This window comes from Chitinophaga sp. CF118 (genome assembly GCF_900112615.1).
Lineage (GTDB): Bacteria > Bacteroidota > Bacteroidia > Chitinophagales > Chitinophagaceae > Chitinophaga.
Genome location: NZ_FOMK01000005.1, coordinates 232,439 through 255,492, shown reverse-complemented (window position 1 = coordinate 255,492; position 23,054 = coordinate 232,439). Strand labels below are relative to the sequence as shown.

Annotated in this window: 12 protein-coding genes and 2 pseudogenes; 2 read left to right on the top strand and 12 right to left on the bottom strand. The window is 42.5% G+C overall.

The window, feature by feature from the left end:
• Window positions 1-72: 72 nt before the first annotated feature.
• The 3 genes from BM176_RS21300 to BM176_RS21290 all read right to left on the bottom strand — a co-directional run bounded on the left by BM176_RS21300 (window position 73) and on the right by BM176_RS21290 (window position 3,687).
• Window positions 73-603: a glucosaminidase domain-containing protein gene (locus BM176_RS21300; RefSeq protein WP_143097871.1), complete on the bottom strand. Its 531-nt coding sequence runs from the start codon at window positions 601-603 to the stop codon at window positions 73-75.
• Between the two features lie 207 nt (window positions 604-810).
• On the bottom strand, window positions 811-2,559 hold the full coding sequence (gene aspS / locus BM176_RS21295; protein WP_090106349.1) for an aspartate--tRNA ligase: 1,749 nt from the start codon (window positions 2,557-2,559) through the stop codon (window positions 811-813).
• An 81-nt stretch (window positions 2,560-2,640) separates the two neighbouring features.
• A complete protein-coding gene (locus BM176_RS21290; RefSeq protein ID WP_090106348.1) occupies window positions 2,641-3,687 on the bottom strand; it encodes an NAD(P)/FAD-dependent oxidoreductase in 1,047 nt (348 codons plus the stop codon).
• A gap of 262 nt (window positions 3,688-3,949) precedes the next feature.
• Here BM176_RS21290 and BM176_RS21285 point away from each other — a divergent pair, with 262 nt between their 5' ends.
• On the top strand, window positions 3,950-5,176 hold the full coding sequence (locus BM176_RS21285) for an alginate lyase family protein (RefSeq protein WP_177230478.1): 1,227 nt from the start codon (window positions 3,950-3,952) through the stop codon (window positions 5,174-5,176).
• Window positions 5,177-5,288: 112 nt separating this feature from the next.
• On the opposite strand, the gene BM176_RS21280 is transcribed toward BM176_RS21285, so the two are convergent.
• The 9 genes and pseudogenes from BM176_RS21280 to BM176_RS33135 all read right to left on the bottom strand — a co-directional run.
• On the bottom strand, window positions 5,289-7,664 hold the full coding sequence (locus BM176_RS21280; protein WP_090106346.1) for an ABC transporter permease: 2,376 nt from the start codon (window positions 7,662-7,664) through the stop codon (window positions 5,289-5,291).
• A 15-nt stretch (window positions 7,665-7,679) separates the two neighbouring features.
• The gene (locus tag BM176_RS21275; RefSeq protein ID WP_090106345.1) at window positions 7,680-9,065 is read right to left on the bottom strand and encodes an alpha/beta hydrolase-fold protein; all 1,386 of its coding nucleotides are present in this window, start codon (window positions 9,063-9,065) and stop codon (window positions 7,680-7,682) included.
• Between the two features lie 760 nt (window positions 9,066-9,825).
• On the bottom strand, window positions 9,826-15,861 hold the full coding sequence (locus BM176_RS21270) for an alpha-2-macroglobulin family protein (protein WP_177230477.1): 6,036 nt from the start codon (window positions 15,859-15,861) through the stop codon (window positions 9,826-9,828).
• A gap of 214 nt (window positions 15,862-16,075) precedes the next feature.
• Window positions 16,076-16,960: a succinate--CoA ligase subunit alpha gene (gene sucD, locus BM176_RS21265; RefSeq protein ID WP_090106343.1), complete on the bottom strand. Its 885-nt coding sequence runs from the start codon at window positions 16,958-16,960 to the stop codon at window positions 16,076-16,078.
• Between the two features lie 64 nt (window positions 16,961-17,024).
• On the bottom strand, window positions 17,025-17,828 hold the full coding sequence (locus tag BM176_RS21260) for an ABC transporter ATP-binding protein (protein WP_090106342.1): 804 nt from the start codon (window positions 17,826-17,828) through the stop codon (window positions 17,025-17,027).
• 13 nt (window positions 17,829-17,841) lie between these two features.
• Window positions 17,842-18,588: an MlaE family ABC transporter permease gene (locus BM176_RS21255; protein WP_090106341.1), complete on the bottom strand. Its 747-nt coding sequence runs from the start codon at window positions 18,586-18,588 to the stop codon at window positions 17,842-17,844.
• A 31-nt stretch (window positions 18,589-18,619) separates the two neighbouring features.
• Complete coding sequence (locus BM176_RS21250) at window positions 18,620-19,651, bottom strand: hypothetical protein (RefSeq protein ID WP_090106340.1); 1,032 nt, start codon at window positions 19,649-19,651, stop codon at window positions 18,620-18,622.
• Window positions 19,652-20,037: 386 nt separating this feature from the next.
• Window positions 20,038-21,033 (bottom strand): annotated as a pseudogene (locus BM176_RS33140) (phosphate acyltransferase); the annotation flags it as partial.
• Window positions 21,034-21,108: 75 nt separating this feature from the next.
• Window positions 21,109-22,335 (bottom strand): annotated as a pseudogene (locus BM176_RS33135) (malic enzyme-like NAD(P)-binding protein); the annotation flags it as partial.
• Window positions 22,336-22,458: 123 nt separating this feature from the next.
• Here BM176_RS33135 and BM176_RS21240 point away from each other — a divergent pair.
• On the top strand, window positions 22,459-22,899 hold the full coding sequence (locus BM176_RS21240; RefSeq protein WP_090106338.1) for a DUF4293 domain-containing protein: 441 nt from the start codon (window positions 22,459-22,461) through the stop codon (window positions 22,897-22,899).
• Window positions 22,900-23,054: the final 155 nt, after the last annotated feature.

Genomic DNA, 23,054 nt, shown 5'->3' with positions numbered 1-23,054 from the left:
TCGGATTTGAAATTCATGGTCCCGGGACCGTATTGGCACACAACAATATAGTTAGCAGTACAAATCTATAAGTTAATTGCTGGAATATGCCATTTGTTCATCCAATTTATACAATTTATGTTTTGTAATCATATTACTTACTCTTCTTACCCATTCCTGGCCAGCTGAAGAATAGCCCCCATGGTTCATATGTTTCAGCCACAACTTGTATTCGGGCTTACCTTTTATCTGTGCAAACCATTTCTTGCGGGAAAGCATATTTACAAAATACTGATAGGATGCATCATCTGATTCAAACTCTTTATATTTTGAACGATAGGTAGCCCCTTTGATCTTATGCAACTTATTGCGTCCTACTATGCCGAAATGATTATGTAGTAATTTGGCATTTCTGCTGGTTCCTGAACCAGATTCCAGCATAGCCACACCCAGTATTACACTGGCCGGGATACCGGTTTCATTCATCAGTTTCACAGCTGTTTCTTTATGTTTGTCTACGTAGCGGGTAACAGAACGCTGCGCGAATGCTGTATTGCCAGCAAACAAAATGATACATAGCACTGCACAAAACCATCCCCTATTGAATAAGCGGTTAAATGACATGGCATTGTTATTTATTGTTCCGGCAATATAGTTTAAATATTTATACAATATGACTATTAACTTGTAAATAATTACTAATCTGTTAGATATAAGTATATCAACATTTAGCGTATCCTCTTCTTTGCACTGATCCCCCTTGACACTGTTTTTTCAGCATCAAGGGGGACCCAGTTATAAAACAACTCCTTTTAGCAAATTTTATGCCATCTACTTCACCAGTGCTATTTTTAATTCATTTAACTGTGTCTGGTCAATACTGCTAGGTGCGTCCAGCATTACATCACGGCCGGAATTATTTTTCGGGAACGCAATAAAATCACGGATGCTATCACTTCCACCCAGGAGAGCACACAGGCGATCGAATCCAAAAGCGAGACCACCATGCGGAGGTGCTCCGTATTCAAATGCACCGAGAAGGAAGCCGAATTTATGACGGGCTTCATCCGGGCTCATGCCTAATGCTGCAAACATTCTTTCCTGGAGTTCACGCTGGAAGATCCTGATAGATCCACCACCAATTTCGGTACCATTAAGTACTATATCGTAGGCGTTTGCCTTTATATCTGCGTATTTAGATGTATCCTCCATCCAGCTGATATGCTCTGGTTTTGGAGAGGTAAACGGATGATGCCGTGCTACCCAGCGGTTTTCTTCCTCTGCATATTCGAACAGCGGGAAGTCTATTACCCATAACGGTTTATATTCGTCTTTATTACGCAGGCCCATACGATCGCCCATTTCAAGGCGTAGCTCGCTCATTGCTTTACGGGTGCGTTCTTCCTTACCTGCCAGTACCAGTATCAGATCGCCGGGCTGAGCCTGGCATTTATCTGCCCAAACCTTCAGCTTGGTTTCGTCAAAGAATTTATCTACAGAACTCTTTACTGTTCCGTCTGCATTCACACGGGCATAGATCAATCCGCTCATGCCTATCTGTGGGCGTTTTACCCAGTCAGTCAACTCGTCCATCTGCTTGCGGGTATACTCACTGCAGCCTTTTGCACAGATAGCCACTACCAGTTCAGCCTCATCAAATACCTTGAAACCGTTGCCTTTAGCTATATCAGTAAAGTTTACCAGCTTCATATCAAAGCGGATATCCGGTTTATCGTTACCATAGAACTCCATAGCATCGTCAAAGGTCATACGGGGGAATGGTTCATTAAACGTGATCCCTTTTATTTCCTGGAAGATGTATTTCAGCATCTCTTCGAAGTTGTTCAAAACATCTTCCTGCTCTACGAAGCTCATTTCACAGTCGATCTGAGTAAACTCCGGCTGACGGTCGGCCCTGAGATCTTCATCACGGAAGCACTTCACAATCTGGTAATAACGGTCGTACCCGCTCACCATCAGCAGTTGTTTAAACGTTTGTGGCGACTGTGGCAGCGCATAGAACTCATTAGGGTTCATACGGCTGGGTACAACGAAGTCACGGGCACCTTCCGGCGTGGATTTAATCAGGAAAGGCGTTTCGATATCCATGAAACCTTTGCTATCCAGGAAGTTACGTGCAGCCCTGTTCAGGCGGTAGCGCAATTCAAGATTCTGCTTCACGCTGTTACGGCGCAGATCGAGATAGCGATACTTCATACGCAACTCATCACCACCATCAGTATCATCCTGGATAGTAAACGGAGGTGTTTTGGCAGCATTCAGGATAGAAAAGCTGCTTATGGTGATTTCTATATCACCGGTAGGAATATTTTTATTTTTACTTGAACGCTCTGTAACGGTACCGGTTACCTGTATCACGAATTCACGTCCAAGTGGCTGATCATCAAGCTGCTGATTCAAAGATTCACCAAACAGCAGCTGCGTGATACCATAGCGGTCGCGCAGATCCACGAAAGTGATACTTCCAAATTTCCGGACTGTTTGTACCCAGCCGGATAATGATACCTGTTGTCCGTTGTGCTCCAGTCGTAGCTCGCCACAAGTGTGCGTTCTGTACATATAATTATATTATAAAGTTCAAAGTTGCTCCCGGAACTTCGTTACCGGGGTCGGCAAAGATACAGTTTGATCCCTGCATTTCTATCCTTTACGCCTGTTAAAAAAACGCTTAATATCTGTTTCTGGCTGCAGTGGCTCATTTCTGAGCAGGTAAGCCGCAAACTGAGCCGCCATAGCGGGTGCCAACGAAGTCCCTTTGGTTCCCAACCCGTTAAAGATGCCTAAAGCAGGATATTCGGGATGTAATCCCATGATTGGGCGACGGTCTGTACCGGAAGGACGGACACCTGCCTGCTGCTCCAGGATCTCATAAGGCACCTTTAGCAGCTGCTGCAAACCAGCTTCCAGGTACTCTCTTTTTTCAGGGGTAGGCATTTCATCCGGATAATCCCAGGCAAAAGTAGACCCTACCCAGTAAGTTTCGGGCGACTGTGGCACCAATGTTATACTTCTCTTTATGATATCCTCTGTATTAAACCCGGGGATTCTTACCCTCAACACCTCTCCTTTGTTCAGCAGGAAAGGGATCTGGTTAAACCAGGGATTCGATATCGTTTGTGCTCCTTCACAGAAAATAATACGCCCTGCGCTGATGTCCTTATATTGAATACCATCCGCATTTATTTTCAGTGCAGCCAGATCGATCCGTTCTTCCCGCAGGGACTTATGCTCTTTCAGATATTCCCTCCAGGCCGGCAATAAATTATGCAGTAATACTGTAGCGCCTTTAATAACGGCAGCACCAAAAGGCTGATGCAGAAACTGTTCATATGGATCTGTTTCCGGTACCTGCATATAGGCCAGACCGGATGTTCTTTCCATAAACGCGTCACGCAATTGTTCGGATGGAAGCACATTCCAGATATTACGATCCTTAAATACCGGCACTCCCAGCAACTGCTCAAAGTGCTGATAGGTTTTTACAGCTACCGGGTAAATATCATCATACAACCAGGAAATAGTAAAGCGACGGCCAGACACCGGGTTAATCACACCGGCAGCAATACGCGAGGCACTGTTAGGCCTATACTCGTCTATTACCAGAACAGAAGCACCGGCTTCCAGTAAAGTATGGCTTAGCAACGTACCGGCAATACCCTGCCCTATAATGAGGAAATCTACATTCATTTGGGCTGCAAATTACAATAAACAGAATGCTCCGGACAAGTCAAAGTTTGCATGGGAAAGACCAATACTGATAAATAGTATAAATACAAAAGCATAACATACAATCCTTTAGGGCCATCTACTCATTTTAATAAATAAATATTTATATTTACGATCATATTGTCGTCGTAAACAATGAGCTACTGTCTTTTATTCTATTGAAAAACCGGTCGCAAAAGACCTAAACAGTGTAACAATAAACATACCTACTAAACCTAAATTCATGAGAACCAATTACATGTTCGCATTTCTCAGTGCGTTATCGCTATCCATTTTATTTGCTGTGGCATGCAAAAAAGATAAAGAAACAACTTATGCTCCTTTAGCTATCAAGGATCATGATACGGTTTTCGTACATCCCGGCCTGTTACATACAGCTGCAGATTTTGAACGTATGCAGGCAAAGGTAGCGGCAAACGCGGAACCCTGGTTATCCGGCTGGAACCAACTTACGGTTAATAGTCATTCCTCATTAAACTATTCTGCCAGTCCGCAGAGTATTGTTTACCGGGGGGCTGATGGTGTACATGATGAGAATTACGCTATATTATTTAATGATATAGCTGCTGCTTATGCTTCTGCACTGAGATGGAAAGTATCTGGCGATGAAGCATATGCAAAAAAGTCGATCAGCATCATGAATGGATGGTCGGCCAAACTAACCTTACTGGCAGGAACAAACGATTCCGTACTGGCAGCAGGTTTGTACGGATATGAATTTGCCAATGCAGCAGAGATTATGCGGACATATAAAGGATGGTCTTCTTCAGATCTTTCACGTTTTCAGCGAATGATGCTGAATGTATTCTATAAAGTAAATCATAATTTCCTAACAAGGTCAGAAAGATGTATGGCGCATTATTATGCAAACTGGGACTTGTGTAATATGTGTGCGGCGCTGTCGATCGGCGTTCTTTGTGATGACAGGGATATTTATAATGAGGCCATCACCTATTTCAAATACGGAGCAGGAAATGGTAATATTAAAAATGCGGTGTATTACATTCATGATGGAGGACTTGGACAATGGCAGGAAAGCGGTCGTGATCAGGGGCATACGATGTTAGGTATGGCATTGATGGGTGCTTTTTGCGAAATGGCCTGGAGCCAGGGAGATGATTTGTATGGATATGATGACAACCGTTTTCTGAAAGGAGCCGAATATGTAGCAAAGTATAATCTAATCGAAGATGTACCTTATGTTGCATATACCAATTGTTTGGGTGTGGATCAGGAGATCATCAGTGACGCTTCACGTGGTAACGCCCGCCCGGTATGGGAGTTGATATATAATCACTATGTAAAACGTAAAGGATTGTCTGCTCCATATACAACCCGTTATGCTGAAAAGGTAAGACCTGAAGGCGGAGGAGGAAACTATGGAACAGGTAGTGGAGGATTTGATCAGTTGGGGTATGGAACACTTACCTGTACACGGGATCCTCAGTAATATATTTTTCAGCCAGGTAGGGAGAATGGAACTCTTTCTATTAAAAAACAGGATGCTCCTGATAAAGCAAAATTTGCTTTATCAGGAGCATTTAATATAATAGCATGATCCGTTAGTCTGTCTTCAAACTCTTTACAGGATCCATCAATGCTGCTCTTACCGATTGATAACTCACCGTCAGCAATGAGATCAGCACAGCGGCAGCACCTGCCGCAATGAAAACCCACCAGTGAATAGATACCCGGTAAGCATAATTCTGTAACCATGTACTCATTGTCCACCAGGCCAGCGGGAAAGCGACCAATGTAGACAAACATACCAGCTTTAAAAAGTCTTTGGAAAGCAATCCGGCTATCCCCGCAACACTTGCGCCCAGTACTTTGCGGATGCCAATCTCTTTGGTTCTGCGCTCTGCAGTATAAGCCGCTAATCCGAATAAACCGAGGCAGGAGATGATAATCGCCAGTGAGGCAAATACACTTGCTAGTTCACTGATCAATGTTTCAGTTGTAAACATTGCATTGAACTGATCATCTACAAACCGGTATTCAAAAGGATATCCGGGGTTATCTTTTAACATGACCCCTTCCATCTTCGCCAATACCTGTTCAGGATGATATCCCGCTTTTGTACGGACATACATTAAGTTAGTAAATCCCGGCAAACACACGAAAATAACGGGATCCGGTTTACCATACATATCACCATATACATAATCTTTTACCACACCTGCTACCTTCATAGAAGAGGTAGAGAAAGGTAGTCCGGGAACATGTAACATTTTACCTACCTGACTTCCCTTCCCCATCAATTTTGCCATCGATTCAGTAATCACCACACTAAAACTATCGGTTGCTGCATTTGACTGAAAGTCCCTGCCATCAATAAGATGCAGGCCGACAGTAGACAAAAAGTTGTGATCTACCAATCTCTTTGAGACCAGAATTTTACTGTTAACGTCCTTGCCATCCCATTCGATATTACTGGTATTATTGCCACCATACATTGTCATATGATCTGCCAGCGCAGCATTCTCTATCATTCCCGTATTCTGCAAATCCTGTCTTATGGAGGAGAAATTCTTTAGCATGTCACCCTGAACATTCATCACAATCAGGTTATCCTTATCATAACCAAGGTCCCTGCTTTTAATATGACCGATCTGCTGATAAACAATCACCGTACTGATGATTAGTACAATAGAAACGGTGAACTGCAATACAACTAATCCCTTCCTTATAAATGCAGCACCTCCTGTTTTTATATTCCACCCTTTGAGCACAGATACAGGATTGAATGATGACAAGTATAATGATGGATAACTACCTGCTACTACTCCACAAACAAGGGTAATCAATACCAGTGTCAACAGATGAACCGGGTTACCCAAACCTACTGTAAGACTCTTTCCCATCAGTGCATTACAAGCAGGTAATACCAGTGCAATGATGATCACAGCTACCATACATGCCAGCATAGACATGAACAATGCTTCTCCCATAAACTGCATAATGAGTCCATTTTTTCCTGCACCCATTACTTTTCTTACACCAACTTCTCTTGCACGTTTTTCACTGCGTGCTGTTGACAGGTTCATAAAATTGATACAGGCTATAAAAAGAATGATCCAGGCTATGAGAGAAAACAAGTGAACATATTCTATACGACCTCCAACCTGTTCCCCATTCTTAAATTCTCCACGCAAACGCCAGTCATTCATGCTGAACAAAAATGCTTGCTGTATAGCATCCGGGTTTTTACTCTTTAAATAATTCCGGAGCTTTTTATTAATGCCATTAACATCTGCATTTGCTGCCAGTTCCACGTATGTTAAAGGAGAATTACTTCCCCAATTACGCAGATTCTCATTCGTCTGTGCGTATACTTCAAATGGGATTAACCATTCAAATCGTACGGTCGTGTTTTCTGGAAGATCCTTAATAACACCGCTTACAATATACTGCTGTTTATTATCAACAGTCAATGCTTTTCCCAATACATTCTTTTCATCACCAAAGAATTTCTTCGCTGTTTTTTGGGTAATTACAATAGAATGTAATTGTTTAAACGCATCGGTTGCATTACCCTGTACGAATGGCATGGTGAACATACTGAATACAGAAGAATCCGCATATAAACCTGATGCATATACAGATTTATCACCTATGCTGAATAAAAAGGAAGGAGAGAAATTCGTTACCCGGCACACATTGGCAATGCCCGGTATGTCTGCCTTTATAGACGCGGCCAGCAACCCTGAAGTAGACCCGAATGTACGGATATCACCATCGTAGTTCCAGTTCTGCATTACTGAATAAAGCCGGTCTTTTTTTAGGTTTACATCATCATAAGTCATTTCATCCTCTACCCATAAGAAAATAACACCAGCACATACAATTCCTATAGCTAATCCAAAAATATTGAGGAAGCTATATGTTTTGTTCTTCCACAGATTGCGAAGCATTGCTTTGAGATAACTCTTAAACATAGCAGGATAATTTTATTAATGATATTGTATTTCTGTTGGAATAGGGCTGGGATCTTCTTTCCCGGGCGCTAAATACATCAGATCCGGCGCTTTATTCCCAGCGTATTTTATTTGTATCGGATAAAATCCTTTTGTCAGCGGAAGGATATAAGATTGATCACTACCCTTACCTGTCGCAGTATCATAATCAAACAAGGGTTGGTTTCCCAGTGATAGTTTAGTATTCATTGAAGGATGCATTAATCCGAAAATATAATACCCTTCTTCTTTAATTTCGATATATCCACCAATGGTACCCGCTAAAGTATCCAATCCTCCGGGCTTTATTTTCCCCGGTTTCTTAACAACAGGCAGTACGGTTCCTATTGTGAAATCCCCTTTCATTGTCCTGTCATAATCCTTCCTTGCGTCAAATGCTTTTATTATTAGTTGAGATGATATTGTAACCGGGGTAATACCATTTGTAATTTTAGGAGATGCCGGGGTAGGTTCGGTACCATCTGTTGTATATCTCACCGTTTGAAACTCGTTTGGAAAACAGTATAGGTTAAATGGTTTGTCTTTTAACACAATGCCGGCCATAGGATGAAATTCTATCGGCTCTGAAGTATACCCTTCATACGTGAATTTAAATCCGTCATACACTGTTTTAAAGATCATGGAATTATGCGTTTCACCGTTATATACAGCACACTTCCAGTGTAAGGCCGCAGGAGCCTTTGCCCGGAAAATAGAATCCATCTGTTTAACCCCCATTTCCTGTAAAGGTTTTCCTTCACGACCTGTGAAGAAGAGCGTCCTCTCCGGATTAGGCAATGAATCCAGTTTTTGGGATGCCATCTTCATCACCAACCCATTATCCCACCAGAAAGCAGGATCCGACAGTGTATAAGACTGGAATAATTCCGGTTCTTTAAAAAAAGTGTACAGCCCAAACAACCCGCCCAATGATCCACCGTGGTACGTTCTCGCTCCCTTTGTGGGATATTTTTTCTCGATGTAAGGGATCAGTTCTGTTTTCAGAAATGCAATGTAATTATCTGCACCACCGGATAATTGATTCTGCACTATATGAGTAGGTGTAAGATCCCTGTTCCGCATATTTTCCTTGTTTATATAAGTATTGGGAAGACTTACAATTATATTCGGCGGCATAAACTGGTATCCTGCAAAACGCTGTAGTTGTGCAACTATTTTTGTGTTCCATTCACCATCTGTTACATAGGTTACTTCATATCTTTCGCCGGAACCAGGTTTGTATTTATCCGGGAGCACCACTTCTATTGCCCGCTGTTCTTTCAGAATATTGGAATAAATAGAATCCTTAATGATCTCTTGGGAGATAGCAGCATGCGATGAGTAAAATAAAATAATGACCAGTGCAAATGTTTTATTCTTCATTATTCCGTTTTTAAACTTTTAACAGGAATTACCAACGTGGCCCTCAGGAAGAGAACAAGAAACTATTCAGAAATGGTTGTTGTTAAAAATAGCCATTCCAATAGGCCATGGTCAGGACAAAAAGAATACCACCGATTAAACAATTGATAATCATAAATATAAAAAGAACTGAGGCTACATTTTTGTTCGATTCCGGAATGATGGTGTACGTTTCTGAACAGCTCCGTTCACTAACGTTATATCCCGACAGGTCATGTATGCTCCAAAACTGAGAAAGGGACGAGTTTACAACTCATTTACAAAACAGCATATATATAAAGCACTGTTATTATGGGTTTATTTTGAAACTACTATTCTTTAATTCATATTACAACCTGCTCTAAATGTACCATAGTAGTACCTTACAAGTGGTATAAGCCTTATATAAGCCTTATCCTAGTCTTATTTTAGCCTTATATAACCCTTATCTATAAAGATAAGGGTTATATAAGGCTAAAATATCTTTTTATTATATCAAATAGTACTGTATGGATACTATCTCAGTACTTATTACCAGGGGTTAACTAACAGGCATCCCCGCTCTTGGGGAGTGGTGGAAGACAAGTTGCTTTTTCACGATTCTTAACGTCTTCATTTTATTTTGTAGCCAGCTCCAGTACATGAAAAACCTATCAGAACCAGAGCTGTTACTGCATGAAAAAGGGGGATCAGAAAGACAATGCTTTCTGATCCCCCTCAGAGGCTTTATTCCGGATTTGAGTTATTCTACCACTTTCACCCTCACCCCTTCACTATGAGCGCTAAATTCGGGCGCATACATACACTGGGCAGTACTGATCCCATTGCTGAAGTTACCCTGATGGGTTACGAACAGGGTGTATTCAAACACATAGGTCCCTTTTGGTAAACGGCTGAAGAAGAAGTTAGTGGAAGCATCTTTGGTGCTTTCATAATAACTCACCCCATTCTGCCACTTGCTGGCGCTGATCACATTTTCCGGTTCAAAGCAGGCAGCACGCATATCTTTCAGATGTACATACTCCATATCCCTGTCAACCTTCATTGTTACCTGCACCTTTACCTTATCACCCACTTTCAGTTCATTGCCTTCCTGGATTGCTGTCAGCAACGGACCGCTGGCAGTGTTCTTCTGAATGAATAAGCGCTTTTGAAGAGTAAGCGGTGTGGCGGCGCTGGTTATTTTATCCAGCTGCTCAAAATACTGCCAGTAAACTGCTCCCCATGCAGGCTGTCCGTGACTACCCTGTAACGTTACATCAATCTTACCCATGTCAGGTTTCACGTCCTTCGCGTCAAAACGTTTCTTAAAGTAAGCGGTACCTGCTTCTGTTTTTTCAGTAGCAGAACTGATCGTTTTACTACCTACATGAATATCTACCTGTGGAGTAGCTGCCAGCCAGTTGCTGCTACCCAGTAACATGGCATAACAGGCATCAGCAGTTGCCTTCGTGGTTTGCCAGTTATTGGTTTGTTTGTTTTTCAATAACCAGGTTTTCATATCACTTACCGCAGTGGTATCATTTGTTACCTGTTCAAATGCTTCTATCAGGATAGACTGTGTTTCAATCGGCGCTTCATACCACCAGTAACCAGCGCGAACATCTTTCCAGTACATGCCCATTTCATCATTTACGATAGCATGCTCTTTCAACGAACGCATAATCGCTTTTGCTGTAAGGCCGTCATCACTTCTCTGCAATGCCAGGGCCAGCATTGCCTGCGTATATTTACCCTGTTGCAACCAGTACTTCTTAGCCTGTGAAAGATAGTATTTATAAGATTCCTCGTATTGTTTGGGAACCTGCTTGCCAGGGAACAGGCTACGCAAATACAGATAATGCGCTTCAAGATAGCCGAGATGTTGTTTGCTCAGATCTACCTTTTGTTTTTTCATCCTTTGATAATCCTCATCTATCCGTTTTTCTACATAAGCCATCCCTTTGTCCACCATCGATTGGGTAGCATCGTCAGACGCTTTAAGTGCCTTTACATGTTGCAAACGACCAATACCTACCAGGATATATTGTGTGATATACTGATCTTCCCACATACCGGTAAACCATGGGAAAGCACCGGAAGGCAATTGTTTCTGCTTTAACTGTGTGATCGCTTTCTGCTGCTCACCACTCATCTTCTGAAGATCAAACAATAATGCAATACGCCTTTTCTGCTCTGCTTCATCTTTTGCGTCGAGCACCCAGGGAGTTTCCTGTAACAATACCGATTTTAACTCTTCATTCTTCTGCAGATTGCTTTGTAAGGCAGTGGTATCTTCTGTCTTCCATTTCTCAAACATATCCTTTATACCAGGAATTGAATTGGCCACATACGATGCCAGTGTGTTGGCATAAAAACGGTTAAATACCTGTTCTGAACATTCGTACGGATACTCCATCAGATAAGGCAATGCCTGTACCGCGTACCAGGCAGGATTGCCAGAGAACTCAACAGTGAAAGAATGTTGCTGTAATGTTTCTGATGTATCGCTCGTTAACAGCTTAGGCATTGTAAAGGAACGGGTACCATCTCCACGCATTGCCAGTGGCAATGTTTCAGTCACCAGCATTGTGTTGGTCAATACCGGTAATGCATTTTCTTCACCATCGCTGAAAGCGCCTGCTCTTGCTATTACACGGTATAAAAGTGAACTACCAAAGTTGAAAGGAATATCTATAGGGAAACTCACAGCAGTACTTTGTCCTTTCTGTACGGTGAAATGCTGTACAGGGAAAATGTTCTGGAACCAGCCATCTACCGGTTGCATGGTAGTGGCATCCAGCAATTCCAGATGTGCTTCGCCTGTTAAGCTACTATCAGACAAGTTGCTGATCTTGGCAGAGAATGTTATCTTATCTCCTTCACGCATAAAACGTGGGGCATTCGGCTGCACCATCAATGATTTCTGTGTAACAACACTGCTTACCGCATTACCAAAAGAAGCATCTTTTGTATGTGCAAGACTTAAGAAATTCCATTTGGTAAGTGCTTCCGGCACCGTGAACCCAAAGGTGATATTACCTTCTTTATCTGTACGCAGATCCGGGAAGAAGAAAGCTGTTTCATTGAAGTTAGTACGAGGAGCTACTTTCTCTTCTGTTTTCTTACCGGCATCAGGAGCCACTTCATTATCTGCTACTTCCTTTTTAAAAGAGCCGCCCGGTTCAGCCATTACACTCATCATTTGCGGGGCACCTTTAGCTAAGTCCATACGAGCTGCTGCCGGTGATGGTGGTGCCATATTCCTTGCAGCATCAGAACTAACGCCTCTTATCCTGATACCAGAAGCCTCCTCCTTAGTTTTAAGATTATTGCCATATTCATAGAACCAGTTCAACGCGTCATAACTGAATGGCTTAGCTTCCGGTAATTCCGGAGTTTTATAATCCTCACGATTAGTAGATACAATTTCTCTGAAATTTACAGCGCCAGTCCATACGCGACTTGAATACAAAGAAGGATACAGATCAGGCTGTGACCAGCCATGCCTGCGGAAGGCATCCAGTGAAGCATCATACATTGTTGCCAGCATTTCTGCGGCCACAGATGTTCCTTTATACCCTTTAATCTGCACCTGCCACTGTTCTTTTGCTCCAGGTAATAACTTATCACGGTGCGTAGCAATTGTGATATCCAATTGTTTGTTAGTCCATGGAACAATAACGTTTTCCTCAAGGGTATATACACGATTGTCTTTCACAAATACAAACTGAAACTGGATATTACCCCGGTCTTCTTCACTTGCAGTATAAGATCTGTCTGTTATCTTTCCGTCTATAACAAATGAACTGATTACTTCTTTCTGATTTAATTTCTCTACAGTCTGCAATACCTGCACATCCTTTGCAGCAGTACCCAGCAGCAACTGTGTAGTCTCTCCGGGTTCTATACTTTTCTTATTGCCATAACTCCAAAAATAGGCCGGATAAGGTAATGTTTTTGCAGTAGGATCTACCAGCTCGAATGTTTTCTTCTGTACAATTGTTTCGCCATATTTATCAACTGTACTTACTTCCAGTTCATAAAAACCTGCGGGTAATTTTGCATCCAGGGAAACAGTGCTGTCCTTTTGTGTAACAACCTGTTGTTTTATCAGCGCTGCACCTTTTTCCCAGTTCTCCTGCTTGTTTTCATCCTTATAAATATCTACCGGAAAATCTTTGATATATCCATCCTTTGCAATTACAAACTGATCCGGCATGCCCCAGTAACGTTCACGTAAAAGACGACCTGGATGCTGCAGTGGTTTTACGACCACCGAAACATTAGCCTGTTCAAAATTACCGTTCATATTTTGCGTGACAATATGCAACGCACTCAGATCTTTCTGAACTAAAGTATTATTGATATTAACAACTATTTCTAACGACTGATAACCGGCACTGATGCTTTGATTACCGCTATGTGTTTCCCCATTAAGATCTGTAATATCAGCTTCCACCGTGTAGGTAAAGATGGGCTTTAAAGATTTGTCTACAGTCTCATCGGGCAATACAGGGAACACAACATTGAATGTGCCATCTGCAGATGTAGTAGTTTCTCCCTGTGCTATTTCCCGTGGAGCAACATTATAGAATGTACGCCACATCAGCCATGGATAAGGGAATCGCGCTACTCGTACTACCTTATATTTCACCTTTGCACCATCAATGTTATTTCCAGCGTAAGCCAGTGCCTTTCCGTTGATAGTAACGGAATCACCTAAACGATAATTCCCTTTTATATTATCAAATTCAACATAGAATTTAGGCCTTTTATATTCTTCTACGGAGAAAGAAACACTTCCGCTATTCACTTTTTCCTCTAACCGGAATTCTCCGTTCAACCTGCCTAACGGTAAGCGGAATGTTCCTGAATATGCACCGTATTCATTCGTGGTCACAACCAGGGAATCTGCTTTATCTCCATTTTTATCGTAAAGGTATACTACTGTTTTATATGCAGGCAGAATACGGCTTTTACCGGGTACTTCTCCCTGTTTTATAACGATTCCTTTAAAGTATACTGTTTGCCCCGGACGGTAAATAGCACGGTCTGTAAACAGGAATGTTCTGTGTTTGGAGGTATCCTGATCTTTCCCGTAGTTGTACGAATAAATATACCGGTAGTCATCAGGGAAGAAATCATCTTCTCCTTTAATCCATTGCATCCTGATGTTGGTACCATTCTTAAATGTCTTTATCCGTACAGCACCATCCTTTTCGCTAACAGCACTGTATATAATGCTTGCATTGTCTTTATCCGTACGCGGATCTCTTACGGTTTGCCATACGTTCAGCTTAACATCAGCCATAGGTTTCCCGCTCTGGCGATGTAAAACATAGAAGAGATTTGCATCATCGCCGCCATTATCCTTGCTGATATGACTGATCTCTGATACATGAATAAACTGTGCTGCAAGGAGATTTTCTTTCAGGGGGAAATCGGGTGTTGCACTTGCCAGGATCATATATTGGCCTAATGGCAATGCATCTATTTTAATCTCTGTACTATGCTGCAGGAAATCTTCCGATCCAGGTAAAGGCTGTTCCCATGTTTTGAGACCGGCCCTCTCTTTTATCAACTTCCAGTAACCCTCTTCACTATCATAACTCATGGATTTATCCCGCAGTGCCTGACGAAAGGCTTCGTCAATACGGGCTACCCGCAGATAAATTTTATTAATATTCTTATAAGTGACAAGTGTGCGGAATGGTAAACCAGGAATGTTCACCAGTTCAGTTTCCATTTTCAGGTCTTTGGATGTGATATCCCGCAGTAAGTTAGCACAATCAATACCACCATGGGAGGCCGGTGCCATTTTTACTGCTTTATCACATAATGCCTTTGCCTTGAGTATATTTTCTGCCCTGGTTGGTTTCCCGTCGGCCTGACTTAAACCATAATAATGCTGTGCCAGCAGGTATATTACCTGTGTTACATCCGGAGTTCCGGTGTAAGTCTGCTCCATTTCAGTCAGCAGTTTCACATATAACGAATCTTTACCTGCTATTACAGCTACCTGATTCATGTATCCGATCCTTTCCAGATCAAGATCCAGCAGTACTGCTTTACCATCCTTTTCGTGGAAACGCAATAAATCCTGCAACAGTAATAATGCTTTGTATTGCAGGGATGTACTATCTTCTGTTGCGAAATGGTGGGCTGCAAATACAGGCAACGGAGCAAAAGCAGCGGGATCACGTAGTATAAACTGATTGGCCGGGCGGGACATCATTATTTCTCCGGATTTGAAATAATCCAGTGCACGATGTGCCAGCAGATCGTATAACGTAGGCCGTAATTCCCTGGTATTCTGTCCTTTTTCCAGGATGGCATCATAAGTGGCAATGGCTATCTTTTTCAGTGCAGCATCCTGTTCCAGGGAACCTTCGTATGCTGTTGCTATTTCTTTATTCAGGCGTGTGATACTCCATGCAGCCACATCTGTAGTAGTATCATTTTCTACAGCGGTACGGCGGTAGAATTTATACCTGTTCTGCTGCAGGTAGTTCCACAGCTTCTCCCCCTTCATACTAAGCAGTATGGCTTTTACCGGGCCGTTGAACTGACTGATATGGGTATTAATGTCCTGCAGGTTCTTCAGCGTTTCATCCTCTTCGGTATTACTGATATACTTTATGCGCAAAATGAGTGCTTTCAGCAGATGGACATCCTCCTTTTGCTTAACGGCCTGCGCATAAATGGTGTTCACTTCTTCCAATGCCGATTTGGGTAATCCTTTTTTGTCGAATTCACCTACTTTCTTCCAATGGGCATCATAGTTAAACTGGGCCATAAGACTAGTACTGATAAACGTTAAAAAAAAACATAAACTTAAAATGAGGCGCATACGGACAGCGTTTAAGGTTAATTGTATGAATAGGATGCAGAATTTCAGGGTATTCCACAATGCACGGGTATAAAAGTCAAGAAAATAAACCTTTAAGCAAAAAAAATCCTTCTCCGGCAATTCCGAAGAAGGACTTTCTATATCATTAACTGACTGATCTCTATGCTTTCACGCCTTTCAGCACTGATGCCATAGTCTGACCAATGTTAGCAGGACTATCTACTACGTGGATACCACACTCTGCCATGATCTTCATTTTAGCAGCAGCAGTATCATCAGCACCACCGATGATAGCACCGGCATGACCCATACGGCGGCCCGGAGGCGCTGTCTGGCCAGCAATAAAGCCTACTACAGGCTTGGTACCGTTTTCTTTGATCCACAGTGCAGCTTCAGCTTCCATGCTACCACCGATCTCACCGATCATGATGATACCTACAGTTTCAGGATCATTCATGAGCAGTTCAACTGCTTCTTTGGTAGGGGTACCAATGATTGGATCTCCACCGATACCAATAGCAGTAGAAACACCCAGACCAGCCTTAACTACCTGATCAGCAGCTTCATATGTTAAAGTACCGGATTTAGATACGATACCAATGTTACCTTTCTTGAAAATAAAACCAGGCATGATACCTACTTTCGCTTCATCGGCAGTGATCACACCAGGGCAGTTTGGCCCGATCAGGCGTGATGATGTATGGCCTACCAGGAAGTTCTTAGCCCTGATCATATCCTGTACAGGAATACCTTCTGTGATACATACTATCAGTTCTATACCAGCTTCGGCAGCTTCCATAATGGCATCTGCTGCGAATCCGGGTGGAACGAAAATGATAGATACATTAGCTCCGGTAGCTTTTACGGCATCGTCTACTGTATTAAATACCGGACGATCCAGGTGCTTGCTGCCACCTTTACCTGGTGTAACACCGCCTACTACCTGCGTGCCATACTCTATCATCTGTGAGGCATGGAATGTACCTTCTGTACCGGTAAAGCCCTGTACAATCACTTTGCTATGCTTATTGACTAAAACACTCATCGCGCTTGGTTTATTGTTTTATAATGATATCGGCAAAATTAAAGTCCTAATCTTAAATTCCCAATCAATCTTTTTTCAGCTTATCCCTCCAGTCGGTCTGCTGGAATATTTCCATTTGCCGTATTTCCTTGGCTTCCCGGAGGAAGTCGGACGCAAATATAAAATCATTCAGTTTCTCATCCTTACTAAAAATAATATCCTTATTACTTCCTTCCCACTGTTTACGTCCTCTGTACATATAAACAATATGATCCCCGCTTTCCATAACGGTATTCATATCATGTGTATTAATAACCGTTGTTATATTGAATTCCTGTGTCAGTTCCTTGATCAGCTTATCTATAAGCAGGGAAGTTTGAGGATCCAGCCCTGAATTAGGCTCATCACAGAACAGGTACTTGGGGTTGAGTACAATAGCCCTGGCAATACCTACCCTTTTTTTCATCCCTCCGCTTATTTCGGCTGGGAATTTCTTTGCGGCATCCTTCAGCTGTACTCTTTCCAGGCATTCCATTACCCGTTTTTTCTTTTCCCGGAGTGTTCCATCTCCGAACATATTCAGGGGAAACATCACATTCTGCTCCACAGTCATACTGTCGAACAGGGCAGATCCCTGGAACAGCATACCTATTTCACGTCTGATCTCCTTCCTGTCACGTTCCTGCATTCCGGTAAAGTCCTTCCCTTCATATAATACTTTACCACTATCCGCTTCCATCAGTCCCACCATACATTTCATCATCACCGTTTTGCCGCTTCCGCTGGAACCTATAATCAGATTCACCTTCCCCGTTTCCATCACAGCCGATACTTCCGGCAGGATCACCTTATCGCCAAAACTCTTCTTGATATTTACCAACTCTATCATACAATACGAATGATCAATTTAATAACAGTGCTGCCAGTATGTAGTCCATAAACAATATAAGGACACAGGTAACTACCACCGCAGTAGTACTCGCTTTACCAATTTCCAGCGCTCCCCCCTGTACGTTATAACCGTAATAGGAAGGGACACTTGCTATAATAAAGGCAAATACGAATGATTTAAATAAGGCAAAGAAGATATTATATGCCTTGAATTCCTGTCTTAAGCCCTGCATGAACTCTTCCGGGGAAAGGATACCTGCCAGAGAACCCGCTTCCAGCCCACCCCAGATACCCAGGAAGCCGGCGATAGCAATCAGGCAGGGGATCATAATAAGAGCTGAGAGGATTTTGGGACCGATAAGATATCCTTTTGTATTGATTCCCATAATCTCCAGGGCATCAATTTGTTCGGATACCCTCATATTTCCCAGTTCAGAGGCTATCTTGGAGCCTACCACACCCGCTAATACAATACAGGTTAGCGTAGGTGCAAATTCCAGGATGATGGTATCCCTTACTACCTGTGCAATGGTAGCCTTGGGAATGATTGGACTTACCAGCTGGTAAGAGATCTGTAATGTGGTTACACCTCCCATGAAAATAGAGATGATAAGGACGATACCTAATGAACCAACGCCTATATCAACGCACTGAAGCATAAACTCTTTCCAGTACATCTTCATGTTTTCCGGTCTGGAAAACATTCCTCTAAGCATAAGCAGGTAACTTCCGAAATGATGAAAGAATCTAAACTCCATAACTGGCCAAAGATAGTGGAAAATGTTATAATCATCTCAGGCTCCTGACAAGCAAACGCTTCAAACTGCGCTCTATGATCTCTCCCATTGTTTTACAGCGGGAAAATACCGAGTCATCATAGTATTCTGCCAGCTCATGGCCCAACTGGGCTATTTTTTCAGGAAAAGATACCCTGTCTGTCATAATCACATCCCTCAGATCTTTCATCCGGTGCCTCTGTACTTTGATTCTGCGGGCTATCAGCGAGCGTTCTTCCTGCTGGTATTGCTTTACTACTTCCGCATTGAGGTGTTTCATTGCCAGTTCCACAAATACCCGGTTTTCCTTAAAAAACTGTGGCATATACAACGTACGCTTCCCCTCATAGAACTGCTGATCAAAGTCGATAGCCCGGATTCTGAATTGTACATCGTCAAAGTCCGGGGTAATATCAAACACGAAGTTGTAGGAGCGCATGTCACCCAGCAGTCTCACAAAACAACGCTCATTAAACTTCACAAATTCTTTGGCAATACGTTTGGGATTAAATTCGGGACGATCCAGGTAATGCGCCGCAAACTGATCGCCCGGTACGCCGGCAATATGTTCTTCTACCAGCGTATTACCGTCTATCAGGAAATTCATCCAGTAAGGGGATAAAAGATGTTCCAGCTCCAACCCGTAAATCCGGGACGCATCAGCAACCTTAATATAAAAATAATCGTACACCTCATTATAGGTGTTCACAATCTTAATACGGAAAGGATGGGAGTTGCCAAAAGTGCAGAAATCTATCCGCTCTATATGCAGATGCTCTTCTGCTGTCTGGTCGCCGCCGGCCTTCATAATGGAATAGACCCTTTTCAGTCCGGCCTGCAGCTGCCCGAACATACTTTGTGGATAAAATACCGATTCCCAGAGGGTATCCTTCCCCTGTTTGTCGTATACCGGAATACTGTTATCGAAATAACGCAGTTCCTCATAAGAGATGGGCAGGGACACTTCTCTCTCATAGAGCTTCAGATAACCTCTGAATGCCGGGTTGATCGGGAAAAATGCTTTCTTTTTTGAGATGTGCTGCATTATTCAAATATCGGAGGTTTTTATTTATAGTGGTCTTTCTGACTTGCCTATGCCGTAGAATACAGGCAATTATATGGTTATAGATTGGAATTGCTTGTTTAGTGTCTTAATTGGGTAATAGATTGGTAATGATCAATAAATACACTGCGTCTGCCTGTTCAGTATCTTAATTGGGCTTTGGAATAAGATTATAGATCAGATCTTTATTTTACTTCACCTAAGCATCACAGCAGACAAGGTGTATTTATTGATCATTAGCAATCCAGCTTTACCAGCACATCCCTGGAGCTCTTATGTCCCAAAATGAAAACATGGCTTCGGGACACTATGTAATAAAAAATATTATATAGTGTTCCAGAGCCATGTTTATAAACCACTTAAGGTTACTATTTCTTCTTAGTCACTACTTCTTCGCAACATTTATGCTGAGCATCCACCACGGCAATATTCACCATGTTTACAATCTGTCGGACGGTACTACCTAACTGAAGAATGTGTACCGGTTTCTTCATGCCCAGCAGAATGGGACCTATAGCATCAAAACCAGCCACTTCCTGTAACAGGTTATAAGCCACATTACCTGCCGTGAGATTCGGGAAGATGAGCGTATTCACTTCATGATCTATCAATTCACTGAAAGGATAATTATCCTTCATAATTTCCTTGTTGAAAGCCATAGCAGCCTGGATCTCACCATCCACCGTAAGGGTAGGATCTTTCTTTTTCACTATTTCACGGGCTTTGCTCACCAGCTGTGCTTCTGGTGTACCACTGGAGCCAAAGTTGGAATAAGATACCATGGCTATACGTGGGGTGATGTTGAACTGCCTTACTTCATTAGCTACCAAAAGTGTGATATCTGCCAGTTCTTCTGCAGTAGGATTGAAGTTCACCGTAGTATCTGCCAGGAACAGCGGGCCACGTTTGGTATTGATGATATACATACCAGCTACGCGCTTCACATTATCCTCCATACCAATCACCTGCAATGCGGGGCGGATCGTATCAGGATAATTGCGGGTGAGACCGGAAATGAGTGCATCTGCTTCTCCGGTTTCCACCATCATACAGCCAAAGTAGTTACGCTCACGCATCACTTTTTTGGCCTCATAAAGGTTAAATCCTTTGCGCTGACGCTTGCTATAGAATAACTCTCCGAAATGGTGACGCTTGTCATGCATCTCATCACTCTTGGGATCTATGATTACTGTATCCTCTAACTCAATGCCATTTTCTGCTGCCAGTTTTCTGATTTTCAATTCATTACCCAGCAGGATCGGGAAGGCAATTCCCTCATCGCGCACTACCTGCGATGCTTTCAGCACTTTCAGGTTATCTGCTTCCGCAAATACCACCTTACGTGGATCCTGACGAGCCTTGGTACCAATCACGCGGAATAGCTGATTATCCAGTCCGAGTCGTTTGTTCAGTACTTCCGTGTACTCATCCCAGTTAACGATCGGCTGTTGTGCTACACCACTTTCCATTGCTGCTTTAGCTACTGCAGGAGCCACATGGCTCAGCAAACGTGGATCCAGCGGTTTTGGAATGATATATTTAGGACTGAAAAAGAGATTTTTCTCGTTATAAGCCAGATTTACAATATCCGGAACCGGATCTTTAGCCAGTTCTGCCAGCGCATGTACCGCTGCCAGCTTCATTTCCTCATTGATCTGGGTAGCTCTTACATCCAGCGCTCCACGGAAGATGTATGGAAACCCGAGTACATTGTTCACCTGGTTAGGATGATCAGAACGGCCGGTAGCCATAATCACATCCGGACGGGAACTGATAGCCAGATCATATGCGATTTCAGGATCAGGATTGGCCATTGCAAAAACGATAGGATTCTTAGCCATTCCACGGATCATATCCGGCGTTACCACATTCCCTACTGACAGTCCTACAAATACATCTGCTCCTTTCATCGCCTCTGCCAGTTCCTTTACTTTTGATGTAGTGGCAAACTGCTTATGCATGTCTGTAAGGTCTGTACGGCTGGTATTCAGCACCCCGTTCTTATCAAACATGGTAAAATTTTCCAGCTTTGCACCTAATGCCACATACAACTTTGCACAGGCCATGGCAGCGGCACCGGCACCATTTATTACAATCTTTACTTTCTCTATTTTTTTCTTTACCAGTTCCAGAGCATTGAGTAATGCCGCACTGGAAATAATTGCCGTTCCATGCTGATCATCATGCATGATAGGGATCTTCAGTTCCTTTTTCAGGCGCTCTTCGATGGCAAAACATTCGGGGCTCTTAATATCTTCCAGGTTAATACCACCGAAAGTAGGTTCCAGGGCCTTTACCACCTGTACAAATTCATCTATATCCCTGGTATTCAGCTCAATATCGAATACATCAATATCTGCAAAGATCTTGAACAACACAGCCTTTCCTTCCATTACAGGTTTACTGGCTTCAGGACCAATATCTCCCAATCCTAATACAGCGGTACCATTACTGATAACCGCTACCAGGTTACCTTTGGCTGTATACTTATATACATTTTCCGTGTCTTTGTGAATTTCTTTGCAGGGTTCAGCTACTCCCGGAGAATAAGCGAGAGAGAGGTCCCATTGTGTTTTAGTGTTCTTTGTAGGTATTACTTCGATCTTTCCCGGCCGTCCCATAGCGTGGTAATCCAGCGCATCCTGCTTGTTCAATTTCTTTGCCATAATTCAAATGAGATTGTTCTTGGACGTGCAATATACAAAGTATTGCAAGAACAGAAAGTAGCACGAAAGAGTAGGTTCATAATATTTACTTACTTTTACAATGTTTAAATCTGACTGACTAACATGATACAACGCATTCAAAGTCTTTACCTTTTGTTAGCTGCTGCGGCCGGTGCAGCCACCTGGTTTTTTGATATATGGAAAGCTGTATTGGGTGATAACACTGTCACTTATTTTAATGCACAATCAAGCTATCTCATATTTGTATTGTATATGCTGATAGTAGCATTGGCGCTGGTATGCATCTTCCTCTTCAAGAACCGCAAACTACAGTTCAGATTAACAGTACTTAATATATTTTTATCAATCGGTGCTATTGTACTTCAATACTTTAAAGTATTGGATTTCGCGAATGCACTGCAAACAAGTGGTAAAACAATTACAACTTCCAGCTATCAACCAGCAGCATTCCTGCCAATACTTATATTAGTATTTCTTTTCCTGGCTGCCAGGGGAATTTATAAAGATGAAAGGCTGATTAAATCACTGGATAGACTGAGATAAGATTTTGTTTTTATAACAAAAATGAAGGGCTAAGGGATCGCTTAAACGGAGCATTGTTTCAAACATGGATTCCAATAAAAGTTTCCAAAACAGAGTTCACAAATAATAAAAGTCTTTAATCCAGTCAGAAAATATTCTGTTAAGAGGGCTTTTAA